The organism is Methanoregula sp. (assembly GCF_041663825.1).
Lineage (GTDB): Archaea > Halobacteriota > Methanomicrobia > Methanomicrobiales > Methanospirillaceae > Methanoregula.
Genome location: NZ_JBAYLY010000006.1, coordinates 93,888 through 116,302 on the forward strand (window position 1 = coordinate 93,888; position 22,415 = coordinate 116,302).

The 22,415-nt window shown below is 53.5% G+C and carries 23 protein-coding genes; 17 read left to right on the forward strand and 6 right to left on the reverse strand.

Going from position 1 to position 22,415, the window contains the following annotated elements; all coding sequences use genetic code 11:
* Window positions 1-2: 2 nt before the first annotated feature.
* Genes hdrC through WCX19_RS04520 form a run of 3 tightly spaced genes read right to left on the reverse strand, consistent with a single transcriptional unit; the run spans window position 3 to window position 2,056 of the window.
* Window positions 3-584 carry a CoB--CoM heterodisulfide reductase subunit C gene (hdrC, locus tag WCX19_RS04510; RefSeq protein WP_373005571.1) on the reverse strand — a complete coding sequence of 194 codons (582 nt, stop codon included), beginning with the start codon at window positions 582-584 and terminating at the stop codon, window positions 3-5.
* A 9-nt stretch (window positions 585-593) separates the two neighbouring features.
* Complete coding sequence (locus WCX19_RS04515; protein ID WP_373005573.1) at window positions 594-1,766, reverse strand: 4Fe-4S binding protein; 1,173 nt, start codon at window positions 1,764-1,766, stop codon at window positions 594-596.
* Window positions 1,767-1,789: 23 nt separating this feature from the next.
* On the reverse strand, window positions 1,790-2,056 hold the full coding sequence (locus WCX19_RS04520) for an indolepyruvate ferredoxin oxidoreductase subunit alpha (protein ID WP_373005575.1): 267 nt from the start codon (window positions 2,054-2,056) through the stop codon (window positions 1,790-1,792).
* Window positions 2,057-2,335: 279 nt separating this feature from the next.
* Here WCX19_RS04520 and fhcD point away from each other — a divergent pair, with 279 nt between their 5' ends.
* From fhcD to WCX19_RS04570, 10 genes are all read left to right on the forward strand, one after another.
* Window positions 2,336-3,220 (forward strand): formylmethanofuran--tetrahydromethanopterin N-formyltransferase, encoded by an 885-nt coding sequence (gene fhcD, locus WCX19_RS04525; RefSeq protein ID WP_373005577.1) that lies wholly within the window; start codon window positions 2,336-2,338, stop codon window positions 3,218-3,220.
* Window positions 3,221-3,314: 94 nt separating this feature from the next.
* Window positions 3,315-4,271 carry a tRNA(Ile)(2)-agmatinylcytidine synthase gene (locus tag WCX19_RS04530; protein ID WP_373005579.1) on the forward strand — a complete coding sequence of 319 codons (957 nt, stop codon included), beginning with the start codon at window positions 3,315-3,317 and terminating at the stop codon, window positions 4,269-4,271.
* Window positions 4,255-5,151, forward strand: a complete 897-nt coding sequence (gene mmp11, locus WCX19_RS04535) for a methanogenesis marker protein 11 (RefSeq protein WP_373005581.1) — start codon at window positions 4,255-4,257, stop codon at window positions 5,149-5,151. The genes WCX19_RS04530 and mmp11 overlap by 17 nt, the downstream gene beginning before the upstream one ends.
* Complete coding sequence (locus WCX19_RS04540) at window positions 5,133-6,101, forward strand: radical SAM protein (RefSeq protein WP_373005583.1); 969 nt, start codon at window positions 5,133-5,135, stop codon at window positions 6,099-6,101. The genes mmp11 and WCX19_RS04540 overlap by 19 nt, the downstream gene beginning before the upstream one ends.
* The gene (locus WCX19_RS04545) at window positions 6,098-7,369 is read left to right on the forward strand and encodes a thiamine pyrophosphate-dependent enzyme (RefSeq protein ID WP_373005585.1); all 1,272 of its coding nucleotides are present in this window, start codon (window positions 6,098-6,100) and stop codon (window positions 7,367-7,369) included. Before WCX19_RS04540 ends, WCX19_RS04545 begins: the two co-directional genes overlap by 4 nt.
* Entirely contained in the window at window positions 7,350-8,480 is a 1,131-nt protein-coding gene (locus WCX19_RS04550; RefSeq protein WP_373005587.1) for a homocitrate synthase family protein, read from the forward strand. The genes WCX19_RS04545 and WCX19_RS04550 overlap by 20 nt, the downstream gene beginning before the upstream one ends.
* Entirely contained in the window at window positions 8,477-9,688 is a 1,212-nt protein-coding gene (locus tag WCX19_RS04555; RefSeq protein WP_373005589.1) for an aconitase/3-isopropylmalate dehydratase large subunit family protein, read from the forward strand. The genes WCX19_RS04550 and WCX19_RS04555 overlap by 4 nt, the downstream gene beginning before the upstream one ends.
* Entirely contained in the window at window positions 9,688-10,158 is a 471-nt protein-coding gene (locus WCX19_RS04560; RefSeq protein ID WP_373005591.1) for a 3-isopropylmalate dehydratase, read from the forward strand. The genes WCX19_RS04555 and WCX19_RS04560 overlap by 1 nt, the downstream gene beginning before the upstream one ends.
* Complete coding sequence (locus WCX19_RS04565; protein ID WP_373005593.1) at window positions 10,155-10,955, forward strand: hypothetical protein; 801 nt, start codon at window positions 10,155-10,157, stop codon at window positions 10,953-10,955. The genes WCX19_RS04560 and WCX19_RS04565 overlap by 4 nt, the downstream gene beginning before the upstream one ends.
* Window positions 10,952-11,920: an isocitrate/isopropylmalate dehydrogenase family protein gene (locus WCX19_RS04570; protein WP_373005595.1), complete on the forward strand. Its 969-nt coding sequence runs from the start codon at window positions 10,952-10,954 to the stop codon at window positions 11,918-11,920. The genes WCX19_RS04565 and WCX19_RS04570 overlap by 4 nt, the downstream gene beginning before the upstream one ends.
* A gap of 161 nt (window positions 11,921-12,081) precedes the next feature.
* On the opposite strand, the gene WCX19_RS04575 is transcribed toward WCX19_RS04570, so the two are convergent.
* Window positions 12,082-12,444, reverse strand: a complete 363-nt coding sequence (locus WCX19_RS04575) for a metal-dependent hydrolase (RefSeq protein WP_373005597.1) — start codon at window positions 12,442-12,444, stop codon at window positions 12,082-12,084.
* 1,155 nt (window positions 12,445-13,599) lie between these two features.
* On the opposite strand from WCX19_RS04575, the gene WCX19_RS04580 reads away from it, so the two are divergent.
* The 4 genes from WCX19_RS04580 to WCX19_RS04595 all read left to right on the forward strand — a co-directional run bounded on the left by WCX19_RS04580 (window position 13,600) and on the right by WCX19_RS04595 (window position 16,243).
* On the forward strand, window positions 13,600-13,989 hold the full coding sequence (locus tag WCX19_RS04580; protein ID WP_373005599.1) for a type IV pilin: 390 nt from the start codon (window positions 13,600-13,602) through the stop codon (window positions 13,987-13,989).
* A gap of 15 nt (window positions 13,990-14,004) precedes the next feature.
* Window positions 14,005-14,397 (forward strand): type IV pilin, encoded by a 393-nt coding sequence (locus tag WCX19_RS04585; protein WP_373005601.1) that lies wholly within the window; start codon window positions 14,005-14,007, stop codon window positions 14,395-14,397.
* Between the two features lie 1,283 nt (window positions 14,398-15,680).
* Entirely contained in the window at window positions 15,681-15,959 is a 279-nt protein-coding gene (locus WCX19_RS04590; protein ID WP_373005603.1) for a hypothetical protein, read from the forward strand.
* Complete coding sequence (locus WCX19_RS04595; protein ID WP_373005604.1) at window positions 15,956-16,243, forward strand: hypothetical protein; 288 nt, start codon at window positions 15,956-15,958, stop codon at window positions 16,241-16,243. Before WCX19_RS04590 ends, WCX19_RS04595 begins: the two co-directional genes overlap by 4 nt.
* Window positions 16,244-16,782: 539 nt before the next feature.
* On the opposite strand, the gene WCX19_RS04600 is transcribed toward WCX19_RS04595, so the two are convergent.
* Together WCX19_RS04600 and WCX19_RS04605 are read right to left on the reverse strand one after the other, a co-directional pair.
* Window positions 16,783-17,325: a hypothetical protein gene (locus WCX19_RS04600; RefSeq protein WP_373005606.1), complete on the reverse strand. Its 543-nt coding sequence runs from the start codon at window positions 17,323-17,325 to the stop codon at window positions 16,783-16,785.
* Between the two features lie 773 nt (window positions 17,326-18,098).
* Entirely contained in the window at window positions 18,099-18,842 is a 744-nt protein-coding gene (locus WCX19_RS04605; RefSeq protein WP_373005608.1) for an MBL fold metallo-hydrolase, read from the reverse strand.
* 9 nt (window positions 18,843-18,851) lie between these two features.
* On the opposite strand from WCX19_RS04605, the gene WCX19_RS04610 reads away from it, so the two are divergent.
* The 3 genes from WCX19_RS04610 to WCX19_RS04620 all read left to right on the forward strand — a co-directional run.
* Entirely contained in the window at window positions 18,852-19,202 is a 351-nt protein-coding gene (locus tag WCX19_RS04610) for a transposase (RefSeq protein WP_373005610.1), read from the forward strand.
* A 633-nt stretch (window positions 19,203-19,835) separates the two neighbouring features.
* Window positions 19,836-21,167, forward strand: coding sequence for a PAS domain-containing protein (locus WCX19_RS04615; RefSeq protein ID WP_373005612.1), 1,332 nt, complete (start codon window positions 19,836-19,838; stop codon window positions 21,165-21,167).
* Window positions 21,168-21,186: 19 nt separating this feature from the next.
* Window positions 21,187-22,415, forward strand: a 1,229-nt coding sequence (locus WCX19_RS04620; RefSeq protein WP_373005614.1) for a glycine-rich domain-containing protein, incomplete at its 3' end; no start/stop codon positions are given.

Sequence of the window (22,415 nt, forward strand, 5' to 3'; positions counted from 1 at the left end):
TCTTATCCCTCCCGTTCCTTGATGATCCGGTCTGCATTTTCCTTGAGATGGTAATGATCAAGGATCTTCCTGATGCCCGGCATATATTCAGGGTACATGTGGGTGGTCGGCGGGTCACGGGTGAGTCCGAGTTTCTCCCGGGCTGCACGGTTGACATCATTGTTTGGCACACCGTGGCCTGAAGCATAGATTGCCGTAACGGTCTTGAGGAAGTTCACTGGCACGATATCGTGGGTGAATGCCATGTTCCTCATGGCCATGATAACATCCGTGGGTGCAATGTCACGCGGGCACCGGTCGGTGCAGCTATAACAGGTAGTGCAGAGCCAGAGATCCGGGTCGGTCAGTGCCTCGTTCTCGAGTCCGAGTACTGCCCTCCGCATAAATTTGCGGATGCGGTAGGTGCTTCTGGGTGCCGACGGACACGAGCCGGTGCAGGTACCGCACTGGTAGCACATGTGGGCGATGGTGCGTGAAATGCCCTCAACCCTTTTTGTAAAGTCGGGTGTCGAGTCTTCACGGTAAAACCGCTGGTCTTTGAGTTTCTTTTCCAGCGCTTCCGGGTAACCTTTTGTTTTTGCCATACTGCTCCCTCACGCCTTCTCCATCATTTTCAGTCCAACCTGTCCGGCAATATCTTCCTTTACCTTCGAGGTTCTCTTCGTGCAGAGTTTCGCCTTTATCTTCTTATAAAGGTCCGTCTCCGTGCCTTTCATCCGGATGCCTTTCCGCTGGAGGACAATGATATCCTCACCGGGGCAGGCATTCACGCAGGCACCGCAGAGAATACAGTAATCCTTGTTGACTGCGATGGTGGCTTCGATATTGTGTCCCATCTCGGCTGCGGGCTTCTCACTGGGGAGATAGATCGCATTTGCCGGGCAGATTTCTGCGCAGGTCGAACAGCCGCCGGGGCATTTCTCGGCGTGGAATTCAATATCGCCTTCGAAGATCTTCTCAACGGTAATTGCCTCGGTCGGGCAGTTCTTCGAGCACCAGGTACAGGTGCAGCAGTTGTCCTTCTCAATTGTGACCTTGCCGTCAACCTTGTCGGAGATAACTTCGCGTTCGACGGTGATACACTCTTCGGGGCAGACTTCCACGCACACCTTGCAGGCATTGCATTTGGCCTCGTCCCAGACAACCTCACCCTCGATCTTACCGACTTCAGCAGTGAACTCCTTGTGTTTCACCGTGAGCGCCGGGCAGAGTGCCCCACACAGGCCGCAGAGCGAACATTTCTCCTTGTCTACGGTAAATGTCGTCTTGGTCTTGATCGCGGTGTGGCGTTCTTTTGCGCCAGCAACCGGGCTCTTGTAGGTTCCTTCAAAGGCAGGGACATTTCGATCAATGGCGTCACGCGGGCAGACCTCTTCGCAGATCGTGCACTTGACACACTTTTCGTCATTAATCTCTGCCTTCATGTCATACTGCGGGAATCCTTCTTTTTCAAGAATGGGGAGCCGCTCCTGATTGTCGACCTTCAGAGTCAATGCATTGAACGGGCACATTATTACGCAGACACCGCAGTACGAGCACTTGGTCTCGTCTACATCGATGGGTGTAGCGTAGTTGATGGCCCCACGGCGGGATGCACCGACAAGCCCGAGGACGATAGCTTCCTCCGGACATGCTTCGGCACAGATCCCGCATCCCGTGCAGGTCTCTGAATTAAGAATCAGGTTGTTCACGCTCTGAAGGAGGCGCTGCTCCATCACAACGTTGACACCATCCCTCTTTTTGGAAAACTTTGGAAACAATGCCATGAAATAACCCTCACGCTGTTCTTCTATTGCACCTTTGCCTCTGCTCTGGTTTCCCAGGGCCCTGTCAGCCTGATAACATCATGTGGACACACCTGAACACATACACCGCAACCGGCACAGAGTTCACCCTTGAAGTCAAGGATGATCGATTTACCATCACGGACCATGTAGATCTTTCTGTTTAAGACAGGATCTACCGTGTGAAGTTCCAATGCGTCCACAGGACATGCAACAACACAATTGTTACAGCCGGTACAATGTTCTCTGTTAATATGCACTGCAAATGCCATGAGTTCATGCACCAGCTATGATCGATTCCAAAATCGATTATCAAAAGAGTGGTGGAAGAATCTAGATAAATGTTCTGAAATTTATCGCGGTAAAACGGCAATTTTATTCATTTTTTCCCATGTTTGTTTATATGCTCCTCCGCGGTGTTAAATATATATAGTGTACTTTTCTGTCATGTTCCTGTGCGCTCTGATTGCGCTCTGATATCACAGGATTAAATGGGAAAATTTATTCAGTAATAATTAAGGTACTGTTGTTATACCGGAGGTTATGTTATAATGGAAATCAACGGCGTTACAATCGACAACACCTACGCAGAAGCATTCCCAACCTGGGTCTGCCGGGTGATTATTACAGCAGTGACAAAAGACTGGGCAATCAAGGCAGCAACCGAGGCAACCGGGTTTGCGACCTCTGCTATCGGCTGTCCCTGTGAAGCAGGGATCGAGTCTGTCCTTTCCGGCAGCGAGACACCTGACGGAAGGCCGGGCGTTGCGATCCTGATCTGCGCAAGCAAGAAGAAACTCAAAGAGCAGGTCGTAGAACGGCTTGCCGAATGCGTCCTTACGGCACCGACAACCGCAGTCTTCAATGGTATCACCGAAGCAGAAGAGAAGATACCGGTGAAACTTCACTTCTTCGGCGACGGGTATGAGTACCAGAAGGAAGTTGGCGGCAGGAAGTGCTGGGCGATCCCGATCATGAATGGCGAGTACATCGGCGAAGAGGAGTTCGGTATTGTCAAGGGCGTTGCCGGTGGCAACTTCTTTATCATGGGTGAGAACCAGATGGCAGCGCTCGTAGCTGCCCAGGCCGCATCGGATGCGATCGCGGAAGTAAAGGGCGTTATCACGAGTTTCCCGGGCGGGGTTGTGGCGAGCGGTTCGAAGGTTGGCAGCCTGAAATACAAGTTCATGGTTGCAACCACAAACGAGAAGTACTGCCCGACGCTCCGCGAGAAAGTGGCAGACAGCAAGGTTCCGGCCGGCATCAAGGCGGTCTACGAGATCGTCATCGACGGTGTGGACGAGAAGAGCGTTGCCGCTGCAATGGGAGCCGGTATTAAGGCTGCAGTGCAGGTACCTGGCGTGAAGTTTATCTCAGCCGGTAACTTTGGCGGCAGTCTCGGACCCTTCAAGCTGGATCTTGAAAAGGTTCTTTAAATTCTCTTTTTTTATGAAAAAATTTCTGCAGTCATCATATTCTATAAATACAGTTATTGCCGAATAAGTTGTTAACGAAAATTTCGGCGATAACATGATCACCTTAACACCCGATGACGTGAAGAAGCGGTTCGGCCCGCTCTTCTCAAAGAAATTCCTGGTAATGGTTGACGAAAAGGCAGGTCTTGCAGAGATCATCGAGCAGTGTCATGCCCGGGGGACGATCGAGTGGGACGCGATGAACCGGCGCCGGGCCGGGGGGGCAGTCTCCACTTGTGCCGTCGAAGGGAGCACGATGACCATCCGTGCCCGTCTTGGCCAGCACACGGTCAACTTCGGGGCTGCCAGCGATACGATTGGCGGGCAGGCTCTTGCAGGCGTCGAAGTGAACGGCGACGAGGTTATCACGAGCTGGGCCGGTATTGCCGGTGCCGGTGTCGGTGTAGCCGCCTGCCTCCCGCAGGCGCCGGGAGTCATCCGGTCTGAGTACCCTTCAGAAGATGATCTCAAGGTCGGTGGAGCCCGGACGAACCATGTCCGGATTATATCTCCCAAATATGAGAAGATCTCGTTTGGCATCGATGATACGGACACCAAACAGGAAGGCGCTACGTGGGTGATGGTGCTCAAGTGCGCAGAGGCCTGCCATATCGAAGGAGTGGAATTCTTAAACATGCGCCTTGTCCAGCTCAACCCGGCGGTTCCGAACAAGACGACAAACTGTGTCGGTTCCGCCCTCAACTTTGCCGTCCGTCCCGGCAGCATCGGAGCGCTCCGGGAGTTTGTATGCTCATTTGTTGAGGAGCACACGTTCTCAAAGGATACCGGCATCGCGTTTTCCCGGGGGATCGGGACGGAAAAGGATTCTCCGTTTTTAAAGGCGATCAAAACCGAGATCCTTACTGTCGGGAAAGCGGAACAAGAGGCAAAGCGTCTCGGCATCGAGTACCTCGACCACAACGGGCGGAAGGGGCGGATCGGGGCGCTTGGCGCTGTGCTGTGGGCGAACAGGGGCATCGAGGCAGCAGGTCTCTATGGCGAGCATCTCTGATCCGTACGTGATCAAGTACCCGCAGATCGTTGCGGTTGCCGACAAAACCGGCGATCGTGTCGAGCTCATAGAATTCTTCGACTGCGTGGGCGGGGCGATGTGGACGCAGCACCATTACGCACAGAGTCCGCTGGTTGAGAATGTCCGGTGCGTGGGAGCGACCACCCGGTTCCTGCTCCGGCCCGGTACCGTGGATCTGGCACTCGAAGGGTCCCGGTTCCCTGCCGGGATCTCCGGGGTATCCGTCACAGAGCACGAGATTGCGATCACCTATATTGGTATGGGCGGCGGCGGCGTGGGTGCCACGTCCTGCCGTGCAGCGGCTAAAGGTGTGCTGCGGGAGCGCTCTGATCCCGCCGGTGGGGGAAAAGTAGCCAGTGCCACCCTCTGGCTTCCCCGACGCCAGCGCGTGCTTATCGGCGTCGATGATACGGACACGAGCGAGGAGGGGGCGACATGGACGCTTGTCCACAACATTGCAAAAGCCGTAGAGGACGAGCAATCGGTCTACCTCTCGCATACGATTGTCCAGCTCTTCCCGGTCGCGTACCGGACGAAGAACTGCGTCAGTCTCGTCGCTGAGTTTGCAACGACCGAGCCGGAACGCCTCACGGAACGGTTCCGCGAGCTGCTGGAAAAATACACCCTTTCAGACAAGACCGGGATGGCAGTATATACCGGTTTTGCGCCGTCTGCTGCCCTCCTTGAGTATGGCCGGAAAGTGAAGCGGGGTGAAGTTGGTCCCGACATCGTCCGGAACCTTGCCGATCCCGCTCTCCGCGTGATCCTGAACGGGAGAGGGATTACCGGGGCAGTGGCGGCCCTGCCCTTTTACACACAGTACGAGGAGGCGCTTGAGTTATGCAATGGAAAGACCTAAAGGCCCGCCTGCTGTCGGCCGGTTCAGCCCGGCTCAGCGGAGAACCGGCGGATGATTTTATTGCAAAGTCCACCGCAGGCCCGGGTGCCGGGGGAAAAGGCTCGGTTTTCTTTGCCATGGGAAGCCACCGGGTCAAGCTGGCGATCAATCCCTCATCACCTGTCGAGATTGCCCACCGGGGCGGTGGTGTCGCCGACCTGTATTTCGAGGACCAGCAGATCCCGGGCCGGCTCATTCAGCCGGGGCTTCACTGCCCGGACCAGGCGTTTATCACGGTAACCGCGAGCTGCATATTCGCCTGCCGCTATTGCCCGGTCCCCCGTCTCTCCGGGAAACGCAAGACGGTTGAAGAGATCATGAATCTCGTCGAATCAGTCAGGCACCGGATCAGTGCAATCTCTCTTACGAGCGGCGTTGCCGGGAGCATCGAGGAGGAAGAGGCATATGTCTGCGAAGTGATCCGGCACCTGGCCTTCTTTGACCTGCCAATCGGTGTCTCCATCTACCCGACCGAGACGACCCCGGACAAACTGTTTGCCCTTGGTGTGGCCGAGGTAAAATTCAATATCGAGGCCGCGACCCCGGAACTGTTTGCACAGCAGTGTCCCGGTCTTGATTATGACCGGCTCTGGCGGGTGCTCGACCGATCTGTCGAACTCTTCGGTAAGAACCGGGTCTTCTCCAATGTCATTATCGGGCTTGGGGAGACCGATGCCGAACTGGAGACCTGTATCAACAGGCTTACGTCCCACGGTGTGATCCCGGTCCTGCGCCCGCTCAACCCGGTTGCCGGTTTTGCGGGCACGCCCCGCCCGTCAGCGGAACGGCTCAACACCGTCTATGCCATGCATGCCCGGGCAATTGCTGCCGCAGGACTTGACCCCTCTCTTGCCCGGACGATGTGCACGAACTGTGCAGGGTGCGATCTCGTGCCCGGGAGGGACGAATGAAAGGTGTGGAAGCGATTGCAAAGGCGATCTGTGCCGGTACCGACCGGCAGTACACGGTCCCGGGTTACCCGGTCACGGAACTGGGGGAACTCACCCGGGCCAAGATGGTCATCAACGAGAAGACGGCGCTTGAATATGCGCTTGGCGACTCCCTTGCCGGGAAACGGGCAGCGGTGATCATAAAGAATGTGGGCGTGAATGCCTGCGCCGATCCCCTGCTCCAGGCCTCAGCACAGGGCCTTATCGGCGGGGTACTCCTTGTCGTCGGTGACGATCCCGAGGCAAAAGGCTCCCAGACTGCTCAGGACTCCCGGTATTACGGGGAACTGGCGGAGATCCCAGTTATAGAGCCTGACTCTATGACCTGCTACACCGGGGTCGAAGCAGCGCTTCAGGCTTCGGAACTGTTCTCAAGGGTCGCCATGCTCCGGCTTACTCCACCGCTTCTGGATAGCGATGCCAGCGGTACGGTTGTCCCCCGGAAAGACCGAAAGGGCCGGTTATCCGACCGGAGCTGGACGATGAACGGGCGGGTAACTGCCTCGGAGGCACTGTACCGGACGATGTTTGCCTGGTCCGATGCATCCGCTTTAAACCGGTGGGATGAGGAACCGCTCGGCGTCGGGCCGGCGCCGGGACGCTCCCGGATTATTACCGCAAATCCCCTCCCGGCCCGCGCCGCTGAGCTGCACGAGGTTCATGAGATTGGCAGACCGTTTGTCCGGGATCACCGGGGGGTCATGCCCCCCGACCCGCAGGAAGGGCCTGAATCACGGGATGGGCGGGGGTTCTACAAGACCTTCTGTAAAGAATGTCCGTTCAAGCCCCTGCTGGACCTTCTCAAAACCCGGGATCTGCGGTTGATCTGCGATGCGGGGTGCTCGATCTTCGGGATGACCCCCCCGTATGAGATGGGCATTGCCAGTTACGGTATGGGGTCGAGCATCGCGGTCGCCGCCCGGAGCACGCAGGTGGCGCTTATCGGGGATTATGCGCTGCTCCACTCCGGGTTAAACGCCCTGATCGACGTGTATGAAAAGAGACTTCCGCTCCTGTGTGTCGTGCTGAAGAATCACTGCACCGCACTGACCGGTGCGCAGCCTGCCTTCGATCCCGTCCCCTACCTTGCCTGGGCTGACCCGGTTATCTGCCGTGCGGAAGATGAACGCCGACTCCGCGAGGTCATCCGTCACCCGGATGCACCGCTCACCGTGGTCGTAGAAGCAGAATGCCCAAAGGGGGCCCGTCATGAAACCGTGGAATGTTGAGATCTGTGATGTAACGTTGAGAGACGGGGAGCAGACACCCGGCGTGTCGTTCTCCTGCGAAGAGAAAGTGGATATCGCCCGGACCCTGGATGCCATCGGTGTCGAGGTGATCGAGGCCGGGTTCCCGGCAGTATCCGAGAACGAAAAAAAGTGCGTAAAAGCCATCGCACATCTCGGGCTCGATGCACGGATCTGCGGTTTTGCCCGGGCACGGGAACCGGATATCATGGACGCCATCGACTGCGGTGTCGACATGGTCTCCATCTTTATCCCGACCTCGGATCTCCACATCCGGCTCAAGTTCAAGAAACCCCGCGAACAGGTGCTCGACGATGCCCTTGCCATGATCGATTTTGCCCGGGATCATGGTGTCAGGGTACGGTTTGCCGCTGAGGACGCCTCCCGGACTGACCTGACGTTCTTAAAGGAAGTCTACCGGCGGGCCGCTGAACACGGGGCCGTCCTGCTCAGCTTTGCCGACACGGTGGGCTGCCTGATCCCAGACGAGATGCGCACGATCATGACCGATCTCGTGGCATCTGTCGACACCCCGTTCTGCGCTCACTGCCACAATGACATGGGCTGTGCCGTTGCAAACACGATCACCGCGGCACAGGCCGGAGCCTTCCAGCTCCATACCACGGTAAACGGCATCGGAGAGCGGTCGGGCAATGCCTCGCTTGAGGAGGTGCTCGTCATCCTGCGGCAGAAGGGTGGTATCGACCGGTACGATCTCTCACACCTCTCCGCACTTTCCCACAAAGTAGAAAAGTATTCGGGAATAGCGCTCCCGAAGAACAAGCCGGTGACCGGCGAGCTCGCATTCTCGCACGAGAGTGGCATCCATATTGCAGCCATCCTTCATGATCCGGTCTCGTACGAATATTTCCCCCCGGAACTCGTGGGCGGCGAGCGGCACTTCATCCTCGGCAAACACACCGGGCGAAAAGCGCTCGAACATGTCGTGGCATCGCTCGGGTACACCCTCACCGAACCCCAGATCTGCCACGTGCTTGATCTGGTAAAGGAAAATTCCGAGCAGAAATGCAGCATTACGCCTGAGATCCTGCAAAACCTGATCCGGCGGGCACAGCAGGAGACCCCCGCATGAGTACGCTCTCGGAGCGGATCCTCGGGGCTGAAGCAGGGGCATATGTCGACCGGAAAGTTGACCGGGCCTATGCCCATGACGGGACCGGTGTCCTAGCCCTTGAAGCCTGGAAACAGATGGGCGGCGACCGGCTGGGAAAAGAGACTGAGTACTACCTCCAGTTCGATCATATCGCGCCGGCCAACAACAGCACGACGGCCGGCCTCCAGCACGAACTCAGGGCATTTGCCCAAAAAACCTCGATGCACTTCTCCGACATCGGCTGCGGTATCTGCCACCAGCTGATGAGCGAAGGTGTCGTCCTGCCCGGGGAGATTGTGGTCGGTGCCGACTCCCACAGCGTCACGCCCGGGGCATTCGGAGCGTTTGCGACGGGCGTCGGTGCGACCGACATGGCTGCGATCTGGCTGACCGGGGAAACCTGGTTCCGGGTCCCCGAGTCGGTGGGCATCAGCCTCACCGGGAGGCTGAGCGGTGCGGCCGAGGCAAAAGACCTCGCTCTTTCCTGTGTGGCAAAACTCGGTATGGACGGCGCTACCTACCAGGCACTTGAGTTTGTCGGCGAGGGAGCACACCATCTCACCATTGACGAACGTCTTGTCCTCTCCAATCTCTCGATGGAAGCCGGGGCAAAGGCCGGGCTCTTTTATGCGGACGATGTAACGGTGCGCTACCTGAAGGAGCGGGGTCATGCGGTCCTGCCACAGGAGCCGGAAGCCTGTTCGTACACAAATGAAATTGACCTTGACCTCGCCGATATCGTTCCGCTGCTTGCAGTTCCTCCCCGGGTGGACACCGTTAAGCCCGTCGAAGACCTGGCGGGTATTCCCCTCGATCAGGTGTTTGTCGGCACCTGCACGAACGGGAGGTACTCCGATCTCGCCCGTTTTGCCCGGCTTGTCAAAGGCAGGAAAGTGGCGGTCCGGACGATCGTGGTCCCTGCCTCGGAGGAGATCTTCAAAAAAGCGATCCGGACCGGGGTGCTTGCCGATATCGTCGAAGCGGGCTGCACCATCGGGACGCCCGGCTGCGGACCCTGCCTCGGCTACCATATGGGCGTGCTCGGGGAGGGGGAGGTCTGTCTCTCGACGGCGAACCGGAACTTCAAGAACCGGATGGGTGTCGGCGGGGAGATCTATCTTGGGTCTGTCGCTACTGCCGCGGCAGGAGCTCTCGCCGGCGAGATCACGTCCCCGGAGGCGGCCTGATGCAGGGCAAAGGTACAGCGGTCTGCCTGCCGGCCGACATTGACACCGATATGGTTATCGCCGGCCGGTACCTGCGGACCAAGGACCGGAGTATCTGGGCGACCCATGTTTTCGAGGATCTTGACCCCTCGCTTGCCGCCCGTCTCAAAGGGGCCGTGCTCGTTGCCGGCAAGAACTTCGGGTGCGGGTCATCCCGTGAACAGGCGCCCATCGCACTCCGTGAGGCCGGGGTGGTCGCTATCATTGCCCCGTCGTTTGCCCGGATATTCTTCAGGAACGCGATCAACCTCGGTCTTCTGCTTATCGAGTCAGACCTGACCTGCGAGGAAGGAAGCACGGTCGCGTTTGATATATCAGAAGGCTGGGTCGAGACCGGAGGAAACCGGCACACGATCCGCCCGTTGTCCCCCCGGATGCAGGATATCCTCATGGCCGGCGGCCTCGTGGAATACTGGAGGGCTCACCGGTGATCTTCCCGGAGCACTGCAAAGTCGTGGGGCTTGCCTCGACAAAACCCTGCGGTGACAAGGTCTATGCCATCAGTCGGTACCTCCTGCGGGAGACAGGGGCCGGGTATGAACTTGTCGAGGTCTCCCTTGATCCCGCGAAGAAAACCGTCATGCGGGATATCGTCTCGTCCCGTGTCATTGCGACACCGGATGAGGTCTACAATTACCCGAAGAAGGTGCAGCTCAACGACCGGGCCCGGCTCGTACGACTTGCACTGGTGAGAGGGTACCGGTGCACGGTCTTTACCGGGGTTGAAGAGAACATGACGTTTGTGCTCGATCCCGACCTTTCGGGATTCCTTACCGTGCATGTCTACGATGTCATCCCGCCCCGGCCTACCCTCTCGGCGAGCTTAAAAGAGATGGAAGCGATCGGGCTCTTTGGGGAACTCTCGGTGATCTTCGATCACCACGTGCGGGACATTACCACGGTTCCTGCCGATGTCTATCCCTGCCGGGCCGCCGGGTATACGCGGACGCTGGACGCCGACCCGATGCAGGGTGGCGAACGGGTGGCCGGATGCCTGACGGCAAAACAGTTCTGTACGGAATGCTACGGGACAAATTTCACCCTGGAGAACATCTGTCCCCTGGAGCAGGTCCAAAAAGAGCCGTTTATTGCCCGGTGCTGCCGGTCCGAGCGTGAAGGGGTCGGAACCTGGAACGGGAAGTTCGGGGCAATCGTCCACTGGGGTGCAAGTCCCTCAAAAATCGCCCGGTCGGTACAGGAACTGGTCAGCCAGTGGAGGAAGAGATGACACGGATCGCAATCGTTGAAGGCGACGGGATCGGTCACGAGGTGATCCCGGTCGCACAAAACGTTCTCGCATTACTTCACCCAGATTACGAGTTCTTCCCGGTCGGGGTGGGGTACGGGCGCTGGGAGCAGACCGGCTGCCCGTGTGCAGACCATGATATTGCGGAGCTCAAAACTGCGGACGCCGTCCTGTTCGGGGCGGTCACGACCCCGCCGATGAAGGATTACCAGAGCGTTGTCCTGCGGATCAGGAAAGCGCTCGACCTGTATGCGAACCTGCGGCCGGTCAAAGGCGACGGGTTCGATATCATGATCGTGCGGGAGAACACCGAGGGCCTGTACTCGGGCATCGAGGAGACCGGGCCGGATCGTGCGACGACGCTCCGGGTGGTGACCCGGGCGGGAACCGAACGGATCGTGAGAGCGGCGATCCGGCTTGCGCAGCAGCGGCAGGGGAAACTCACGATCGGGCACAAGGCAAACGTGCTCAAATCCGATGTCCTCTTCCGCGACATCTGCATTGCAGAAGCAAAAAAGGCCGGGGTGTCGTATAACGAGAAGTTCATCGATGCCCTCGGTCTTGACGTCCTCCAGCACCCGCAGGCCTACGACGTGATCGTGACGACGAACATCTTTGGCGATATCCTCTCCGATGTTGCCTCGTACCTTGTCGGGGGTCTCGGCCTTGTGCCAAGTGCAAACATCGGTGACCGGTATGCCCTCTTTGAGCCGGTGCATGGCAGTGCCCCGGATATCGCAGGGAAAAACATTGCAAACCCGATCGCCACCCTGCGGAGTGCTGCAATGCTCCTTGAGCATCTGGGTGATAACGGGGGGTCTGTGCGGATAGAATCCGCCATTCAGCAGGTTCTGGCGTCCGGTGTCCGGACCCGGGACCTCGGCGGATCGGCCGGGACCCGTGAGTTTGGCGATGCGGTTCTCCGGGTTCTCGGCAGGCAGGGATGAATCCCGATTTTTTTTAAAAGCCGGTTGTACTGTGCGGATTCGGCACGGCCTGTTCACTCATTTTTTCAGGAAGCCGTTTCAAGAGGGATTGTTACGGCTCCTGTCCTGATCTCCCGTTCTGTGCATCGCGATTATCCGGGCTGCATCGGTATCGATCCGTGCTATTCCGGCAGTCCTCTTTTTGTTGTGGAATCGGCCAGGAGATGGAAGAGATATCCGAGGGCAAAGCAGGACAGGCCATAGACAATGGATGCATGGGGAATAAGTGGCGATGGCAGTAAACCGATTGCCGCAGTTATACCAAATGTTCCCACCATGCATTTCAGCGCTTGTTTGCTGTGGAATATCCCCCGGTGTCGCCAGCTGGTCGGTGCTTCTAGGATGTCCGGCATGATTGAGCCGGTGACGACTGCGAAAAGTCCGAGAAGAAACAACACATTCGTGGTCTCACGCAGGAGGCCGAGCAGGTACGCGTACCCCAAAAATGCCAGTACCCCGATGATGAGGTGTGCACCTTTCCTCATTTCAGGTACTCTCTTGATTGGAGCCGGGGGATAAGTTCCGGCCGTGCATGGTGAAAGTATTCTCCGCCCGGCCCGGAAAAAAAACGTCTGCTGCATGTGCTTCCATGCAGATTCATCGTGACCTGACAGTTTTTGAAAGATTCGACTACTGTGCCGTGTCAATGGCGGTATGAAATTCCCCACTTTCGGCGGGATAAAAATCCCCGGCTGATAACCTTCAAGCAAGAGTTTGAGGGTCATGGCAATGTTGAAAAATGGAGAACTTTTTAAAAACATCCGGGCCTGTAGGGGCAGGGGTATCCCCCATGACCCGTGAGGAGGTCCCAACCCCCCACAATGTTTTGGGGATCACCCCCACCCCAGGTACCGGCCCGGGATGGGGGTACCCTCCCCGGGGGTCTATCTCCACAATCGAGTGTTTCGCGTGGAGCCTTCGTCGGAGCAGGCTTGTTATTTATTGTCAAGAGGGGGTGGGGGGGTAACACTTTAAAAAGGCAGGTCGGGGGTCAGGGTACCTTTCATTTTTGGGTGAGGGTGGGGTGCCACCCCGGTCTGGCAGAGGGGTACCCCCCCGAGGGACGGGATCACTTTGGGAAGTCCCATTAAAAATTCTGCCCTGTTTGTGAAGGAAAATTCAGAGAAATACTGAGGTTGGCTTTCCGGTGTTTCTGTTAGGGAATAATTGCCGGGTAAAAAGAATGTGCGGTTTTGCCGATAATAAAAAAACACCGTATTCTGAGCATAGCCGGGTATCTGTTTTTCCACTTCCGGCAGGGTACCAATACGCAACCCCCCGAACTATTTTTCCATTAGTTTATCCTTTTCCTTCATCATCTATTCACCAGCACTCCAATTTTCCGAAATGGTTACCCCATAGAAGGAGCGTTGCCAGTTCACCCAACCCGTTTCCGGGCACTCTGACTTTATTGTACCGCCCCTGTAACGCGCAATCAGGCAAGAGATTCCCTTCATCCAGTTCGAAGTTCTCATAGAAATCCGCGGGTCGTTGGGTTATTCAAAATTTACCTGTGTGAAATTCATTTAAACTCTTAAAAATGGCAGTTGTCTAAACCAATATATTTATATGAGAAAAACAGAAGTTTCACCACACAGTGTCGTGCCAGGAAACCGGCACATTTATGGAAGTGAAACTAAATGGCATTTACAAAAAAGAATGAAGAAGCAGTATCACCGGTCATCGGTGTCATCCTGATGGTGGCGATCACCGTGATTCTCGCAGCGGTCATCGCTGCATTCGTGTTCGGCATGGCAGGGAACATCCAGAAGTCGCATGTTGTTTCAATAACGGCACAACGAATAACTGGCGGTGTTCAGTTTACAAATAACGGCGGTCAGGATGTGGGCAGTCTCAGCAGCCTTAACATAACCCTTACGGGTAACTCAACTAATCTTAATGGTCTATTGGGAAAGACAGTTGGAAGTCAGTATACAGTAAACACTTCTACTACATCCGGAGCGAGCGCTCTTGTCATTGGTACGTTTGCTGATGGATCCCAGCAAATTCTTCTGCAGACCACAGTTTAAATGAGGTGTATCTGAATGACAGCATCCACTAGAAAAAATGAAGAGGCAGTTTCACCGGTCATCGGCGTCATTTTAATGGTTGCCATCACCGTGATTCTCGCAGCGGTCATCGCTGCATTCGTGTTCGGCATGGCAGGAAATATCCAGAAGTCGCATGTCGTTTCAATAACGGCACAACGAATAACTGGCGGTGTTCAGTTTACAAATAACGGCGGTCAGGATGTGGGCAGTCTCAACAGCCTTAACATAACCCTTACGGGTAACTCAACTAATCTTAATGGTCTATTGGGAACTACCGTTGGAAGTCAGTATACCGTAAACACTTCTACTACATCCGGAGCGAGCGCTCTTGTCATTGGTACATTTGCTGATGGATCCCAGCAAATTCTTCTGCAGACCACAGTTTAAACCCATATCTTTTTTTACCGCAATCTTTGTTTCACGTGCTTTTAGTCCATTACCGTCCTCCCCCCAAGGGTGTATCAGGCTCCTGTACTGGATATGTACGTCTGTTCCCCCACTTCCTCCCACCTGCCCGTGTAGCCGATGCCCCACCGTCATCGTAAGGGATGCGTGGGATATGTGGAGTGGGTCGCACAGGATCACCTATCAGCAGCTGAAGTTTTCAAAAACAGACAGACTTATTTAAAAAATAACCGGGTCACGAGCGGAAGATTTCAAAAAATCCGGGTTGCAAATCCAAAGGGCGAGATATAGGGATTTTAATGGAAGTTTACATTTGGTGAATACGGGATTCACGGCAGGTGTTGCTGCCAGGATTTTTTAGCAGAGCGTGCTCTCGGGGGCTTCGCGCCCCCGCCGCACGGGCATCCCCCGGTTGCGACAGGGTCTCAGACGGTTGAATGTGATTTATAGTCGAACACTTCTTTCCCGGAAATTTATTCACTTGATCCGCCGCGGGGGCGTCCCTTTTTGGTGCGGCTGCACTCATCGCTCGTGGGGGTATGGAGGCATCAGCCCCCCATCGTTGCAGCATCCGGCCTTGCCGAACTTTTACGGAATAGTTCGGATCACGAGCAAAAGATTCCGGAAAATGGCCGGCTCAGCGGCTGAGAATTTCAAAAAACGATTGGATCGATTCATGAGAATTCCGGAAAATGACCGGCTCAGCAGCTGAGAATTTCAAAAAACGATTGGATCAATTCATGAGAATTCCGGAAAATGGCCGGCTCAGCAGCTGAAGATTTCAGAAAATGTATGACCTGGCAGCTGGACATTTTAAAAAAATCCGGATCGCGGGATTGATAATTCCGGGAAAAACGTCATTTGGCCGAACATTTGCCCCTTTTTCAGTCTCTGCCATAAATCAGGGCCCATACATCTTGACATTTTAAAAAACAAGCCCATTTTGGGCCCCATATAATGCCTTTTGCAGCCCCGTATTCGCGTTCTGGCGGCCTTTGTTTTTTGGATCGTAGAAGTACCCATACGGTATGAGATCTGCCAAAAGAACCATGCTATCGAGTCCGTTTTATTTTGTCCGTTTGCCAAAATAACCCCGTATTATTGACTTTTCCAAATGGGGCTCTATACGGGCTCCGTTTGAAGGGGTCGGCACCCCATCGGAGCCCGTAACGGGCCCGGATTGGGTATGATTCAATGAGAGGGATCAGATTAAGAACAACAGGCTCCACCCCCTACACCATGACACAGGGGAATGAGAAGCAGGAATGGCACACATTTTCATAGCGGGTCAAGTACAGCCAGTAAAGGTAAATTTTTACAATACTTACCATCTTGTCATGACAGTACCTGAATGCGCCACAAAAAGGATCCCTGTTAGCCCCAGTACCTGGAGAACCGTCCACCAGCTCAGGAAACCTGGACAAACCTATGATGATGTGATTCAGGAATTGATACAGAGGGACTCAGAACAGAAATTAATTGATGAGACCGAGCGGATAATGAAGCGTGGCAAATTTGTTCCGCTTTCGGAGATTAAATTGTGAAGTTTGAAGTTGGCATCGATATTGACGCAATCGCATTTGTCAATTCTCAAAACGACAAGAGCAGACGAGTTATCCGATCTAAACTCGAGATCCTGAAAGATGATCCCTTCCCGGGCAAAGCGGGAGATAAAGAACTTCTGGAACTCCGGCATGGCATCCAGGTTTACCACTTACCTATCAGCCATACGTACACCGCATTTTACAAAATTATGGAGAATCTGGTGTTTATCACCGAAGTAACGACTATCGATCAAGTCCATAAAAAATACAAATTTTTAAAATAATTTACCGGCACGTTACTTCTCTGAATTTTTGTTATGAAAACGGACATGATGCCAAAAGGCCACAAGCATACAGGATGAAAATCCAGAGGCATTTTTATATTCAATTTTGAAAACTTCAGACGATAAAGCAGACAAATGGAAATTCGAGTTTGGAGTGCAAAATTTTCATTGCTATGGTGCGAAGTCTTTGACTTCATGCGGGTTTGTCATAAAAATTTTGAAAACTTCAGATAATAAAGCAGACAAATGGAAATTCGAGTTTGGAGTGCAAAATTTTGATTACTTTGGTGCGAAGTCTTTGACGTCATGCGGGTTTTTTTAGAAAGATTGGAACAGTTGTTAACAATTTTAAAAAAAGGATCCCTCTGAATGTAATCGTTTTTCATGTTCTCTTAACTCTCATAATTTCAAACGGTACCTTGACTCCGCGTGGGACGTCGCGCTTGAGCGCAGATGTTTTCGCAAAATTATGAAGTGCCCCCCTCCCTTGGCAAAAATGTCCTGATTGCCTATACCTTCAAAGGGAATTAATGAATCCCTCACGGTAAAGTGGGAGGCATGCCTTCAATAACCCTATGTCCGATGGTGTCCTTCCTGACTGTCGGAGTCACCGTGTGTCCATCATATGCATAATAATTGAGGTTGTAGTGATAGTAGACAGGGTTAGTAGATGGAGTAGAAATGAGAGTGATAGTATCGACATCAAGCGCACCATCAGTCTCTGCCCCGGTAATGGTTGCGGTGTAGGTGTACTGTGGCCACAAAGAATTCCACGAATAGAAGTCTGGCATGTATAAGATTTGCCCGGTGGTTGTGTAAACTGAATAGTGCCCGTTAGCTCTCGTAGTTGACAGTACTGTACATTCAATGACGGTTGGATATGCGGATGTTGGTACGACTGTTGGCGCGGGAGTCGTGACAGGTGCAGTGGCAGGAACAATTGTCTGTTGTACCTGCTGCTGGCAATTATGATCCACAACACCCATTGCAATCATATTTATGATCGCTAACACACCCACGATAGCAAAAAAGTAGAGAACCACTTTTTTGATCGTGTCTGTTTCTATAATGAGTTGGGACATAAAAGCACTCCACACGTTACATCTTGTATGGGCTGTAAGTTTCTCGCATTGACGTATGTATTCCCAAGATGGTTCAGGTGAAATAATTGAACCGCCGGGTTAGTACAATTAAAAAAGGCCAGACCTGTTGGGTTCTCCCGGCGAACTCAAATACCTGAAATGATGAACGATGCGCAGCACTCAAATCCCACTCTAATCCCATGCAAAGAAGCATAAATCCGGATTATTACCGGGATGGGGTGTGTGAAACCACCGCTCCCCCATTTATCCCACGTCGGAGACAGCTCGAATTGGAGGGCCTGAACCCCGATGGGAAAAAAGTCCATCGCATGCACTTTTTCCCTTTCCGATATGTGGGTCTCTCCAAGAAAACCCCCAAATAGTCCCCGTTTCTTTTCCTGTGGGAAATTCGCCACAAATTCGCCCCGTTCTCAAAACAAAGTCCAATTTGAGCCCCATATGATGCCCTTCACAGCCCCCTATAAGCGTTCTCGCGGCCTCTTTTTTTCGGATCGTGTAAAATCACCAATCTGACTTGAGATCGGCCAAAAAAACCGCATTATCGGGTCCGTTTTAATTTGTCCGTTTTCGAAAATAAGCCGAATTTGGGGACTTTTTGAAACGGAGCCCGTTACGGGCTTATTTTGGGCGGGTCAGGAGGCAATCGGGGGCTGAATTGAACCCGGATGGGATCGTGTCACAAAAAGGTGGTTAGTAGATGAAAGCACAGATTACCGATCTTTTTTTTGGGATTTCAGCCAGGCGTATCCGCCTCACACATCCACCGTCATCCCGTCTTCTGCTACCACGAGTCCCGGGCACTCCTCCCCAAACTGCACCTTCAACACCCGGCGTTCCTCTATGGTATGATAGACTTCCGCCCCGAAATGCATTAGCGCGAGACGCTTAACCTTTGCAGCTTTTGCAATGTGGATCGCGTCCTCCGGGTTGAGATGCGGCCAGCCGGGACTTTTCTGCCCGGGTTTCAAGCCGCACTCAGTGATGAGGAGATCGGCGCCACGTGCGAGCGTGATCGCATTGTCACAGATCCCTGTGTCGGTGCAGTAGGTAATCACCTTCCCGTCAATCTCGAACCGGAAACCCCTGCAGGGAACGGGGTGGACAAGCGGCAGGCACGTAACTTTGAACGGCAGCTCGTGAACGCCGTCTGCAAGTTCGGTCACAGTCACTGCGAAGGGAACTTGTTCAAGCGGCACCGTGTAGGGCTCGCGGACAAGGCCCGCAAGGTCTGCCGTGGTGCCGATCTGTCCGCAGATAGTCAGGCCTTTTTTAAACCGGAACTTCACGAGTACGTGGAGCCCTTCGGTATGGTCAAGATGAAAATGGCTGAGAAACAGAAAGACCGGTTTGTCCTGCGACATATACCGGTCGGCCTTTGCGATGCCGTTTCCTGCATCAAGGATGATATCATAGTCCCGTGTTGAGATCAGCGTCGAGACCGTGTTTCCCGTGGAGGAATCGTACCAGCCATTTGTTCCAAGGAAAGTAACCTGCATACCCGTAAATTGACTCTCTTCCCTCTTCAAGATGCAGGTACCTTCTTTGGCATTACGTTTGCGAAAGGTGGCTCCGAAGAAGCCGTATATTTTTTTAAAATCCTCCCGAAAGATCCCATTCTCTCCGAGGATTCTACCGGAATCCAGTCCAGCGCCGTGAACATGTTTTCGGGCTTTTTCTGGCAGATGTGTCACATCCATTTCATCCGGGCTGTCATCGGAAACGTCCCCCGGAAACATCAGATGGAGATCGCAGAGACCTTTAAAGAATGCCTGAGTGATTCCAGAAGATTGTTGGAGTATGCTGCCCGGGGTCTTCTCATGCTTCCGATACGATTCGCTGGTTTCATCATGGGTTGATGATGTATCGGGTAGTTCCTCCGGAGTTCTGGAAAAAGGACTACCCATCTCCTCAAACGGATTGATAAATAACTCAAACGACGGAGCAGAAAGATTGGGGCCTTCCCGAATAATACTTTGTCGTTAAGACTTGCCGTTTAGATCATATTTACCGTAACGATAAGTGGATCACGGGTAACTGGCGTATAGGTCCATCTATTTGGATATCTATCAGGTAGTTTAATATTGTAATAGATTATATTAAGAATTGTCATTATTTATATTGATAATTAATATCGGTATATTTGTTTTTTTATCATTAACAATCGTGTTGATTAAGAGGTGGGTATACCGTATGACAAAAAATGTTCACGGACGAGAACTTGTAGGGACTCTGCTACAAATCCCCCAAGCTGCACAAGATCATTTCACGCCCCATCTCCGGTATTTCCCGCGGGTTGAACATCCCAGCGGAGTACTACCCGGAGAGCCGGAGGTGCCTGCATGATAGTTAATCTGGGAAACGGTAAATTCTTTGACAAAACTCTGGACTCCACCATACGAAATACCGGTATCATGAATGGTGAGGGAAAGCTGTCCCAGGCAGACATATCAATAAAAATCAAGAATCTGTTAAAGGAAAACCCAAATGGGATGACCACCGAAGACATTGCTAAAAGTCTTCCCTCAAACCGGATCACGATATCAAAATATCTTAATACCCTGCTTATCTCCGGGCAGATCGAGTACCAGCAGGTTGGGCGTTCTAAACTATTCAGGTGCTGTTCCCGCGTGCCCATATCGCAGATGTTTGCTCTTCACTCTGATGCCATCGTCGTTATGGATAAGGAACGCCTGATCCGGGAAATAAATCCGCAATTTTTGGAGATGTTTGGTATCCCGAAGCAGGATCTAACCGGGGAAAAGTTCGATACCCTCATCTCTGAAGTGGATATTGCTCATATCCTGATACCTGGTATCTGCCAGGCAGCTAAAGGAGTGAGCGTTACCAAAAAACACGAACTAAAGAAAGGGGGGGAAAATCTCCATTTCCAATCAAAATATCTTCCGGTTGTCTTTGATGACGGGGTGCCGGGCACTGCGGTGATTCTTGAGAACGTCACGGAAAACCACCAAATCCAACAGAAGTATGAGAAGATAATAAACGAAATGACGAACGGACGGCAATCGACCAATGACCAGATCCACTCTGAAGTCAGCCGGGATCGTGTCGGGAATACTGCACAGGCAACGAGCCGGATCCCTTCTCATCAGGTCATCGAGAACCTGTCGGATCTTGTCCTTGAGATCGATACCAACTTAAAACCCGGATATGTGAGTCCATCCCACCAGACAATTTTGGGATATTGTCCTGAAGAACTGATGACCGATGGCGTACTGGATCTGATCCATCCTGATGAACGGGAAATGATTATTTCTGCTCTACATAAGTTTGTCAATAATAAAGAACCGATACGGCAGAAGTACCGGGTCCGTCATAAGAACGGCGATTATGTCTGGCTCGAATCTGTTGGTAAACCCATGTGTGATGCCGCAGGCACATGTACCGGAGGGATCATCAGCTCCCGTGATATCAGCGAGCAGGTCTGCCGGATGGATGCACTGCGTATATACTATGAATTGTTCCATGTGATTTTTGACTATGCTGATGACGACGTCTTTCTGGTTAGTGTAAATCGTGACGGCACACTGGGGAAGTTTATCGACGTCAATGAGGTCGCATGCAGTCACCTTGGGTATTCCCGCAAGGAACTCAAAGGGATGCCGGCGGGTGATATCCTGTCGCGTACCTCCCAGAGTACGATACTGCCCATAATCGTCGAACGGATTCATGAGCCATCCAATGAGTGGTTTGATGCAATCTATACCCGTAATGCCGGGAAGGTGATCCCGGTAGAAGTTTTAGTACGCATAATCCTGCAAGGCGAGGAGAAGATTGCAATGGTGGCTGTCCGGGAGAAGTAACAATGTGACGCAGGTGCCAATGTCAGCGAGTGCAGGGGGAGGGGGTTCTGTGGCGATCTTTAACGTTACACGTAGGACACCTGCTGGCACAGATATGACCGCTGATACGCACCTTAACGGAGAACGTCACGGATACCAGAACGGGGGCGCGAGGAGGCGCACAAGGATACTATTTTATTTCGCGCTCGTTCTGGTTGTCGTACTTCTCTTGATCGGAACGGCAAGTGCAGCTACCTGGACCGCAGCAAATGGATGTTGGACTTCTTCTGATGCAAATGCTGGATACATTACCGTAATGTGGAATACCACCGGGATAAAGTCGTGGACAGCACCGGCAGCGATACCCACGAATACTAATGTCTGGTATCTTGTTGTCGCTGGAGGCGGTGGTGGCGCAGGTGCAGCCATGTCGGGTAATGGAGGCGGTGGTGGCGGTGGGGGTGGTTTTCTTAATGGAACTACCACGGTCACGGGTGGCACAGTATATAAGCTCACGGTTGGTGTCGGGGGGAGTGGAGGAGCAGCTGGCGCAAACTCTGGATCAACTGGGGGAAATTCATCGTTTGCGAACACGACATCTGGCAACGGAATTCAGGCAAAGGGTGGAGGGTACGGAGGTAAGAATACTGTCGTTGGCGGAAATGGTGGTTCCGGCGGCGGTGGCGGTAACTATAATAAAGCTAATGGAACTGCTATAAACGGGCAGGGATTTGGTGGAGGAAAGGGAGGAAGTACTACAAATACTACCGGAGGCGGTGGTGGTGGTGGTTCTGCTGTCGGTTCTATTGGCGCTAATACTGCTGGCGGAAATGGTGGTACTGGTAACCAATCTGCGATCAATGGAACATTGACATATTATGCCGGTGGCGGCGGTGGCGGTGCAAATTACCTACATGGCGTTTCTGGTGGTTCCGGTGGTTCCGGTGGTGGTGGTGCCGGTGGGACAAGTACTGGTAGTGCCGGGAATGCCGGAGTTGATGGACTTGGCGGCGGTGGCGGTGCGGCCGTTTCTAAAGCCGGAACAAATTTGGGTGGCGGTAAAGGTGGCAACGGGATTGTCTTCATCGCCTACCCCAGGACTGCACTCACGTCAATCGGTATAGCGAGCGGCACGGCCCAGGTCGATCAAACGCTAATAAATAGTACAGTCCAGCCAGCAGGAGCGACGTCAACAATCTGGTGGAACACATCAGCCAACGCAAACGGTCCGTGGACACCGGTCGGGTCCGGGAATACCTACGTTGTTCA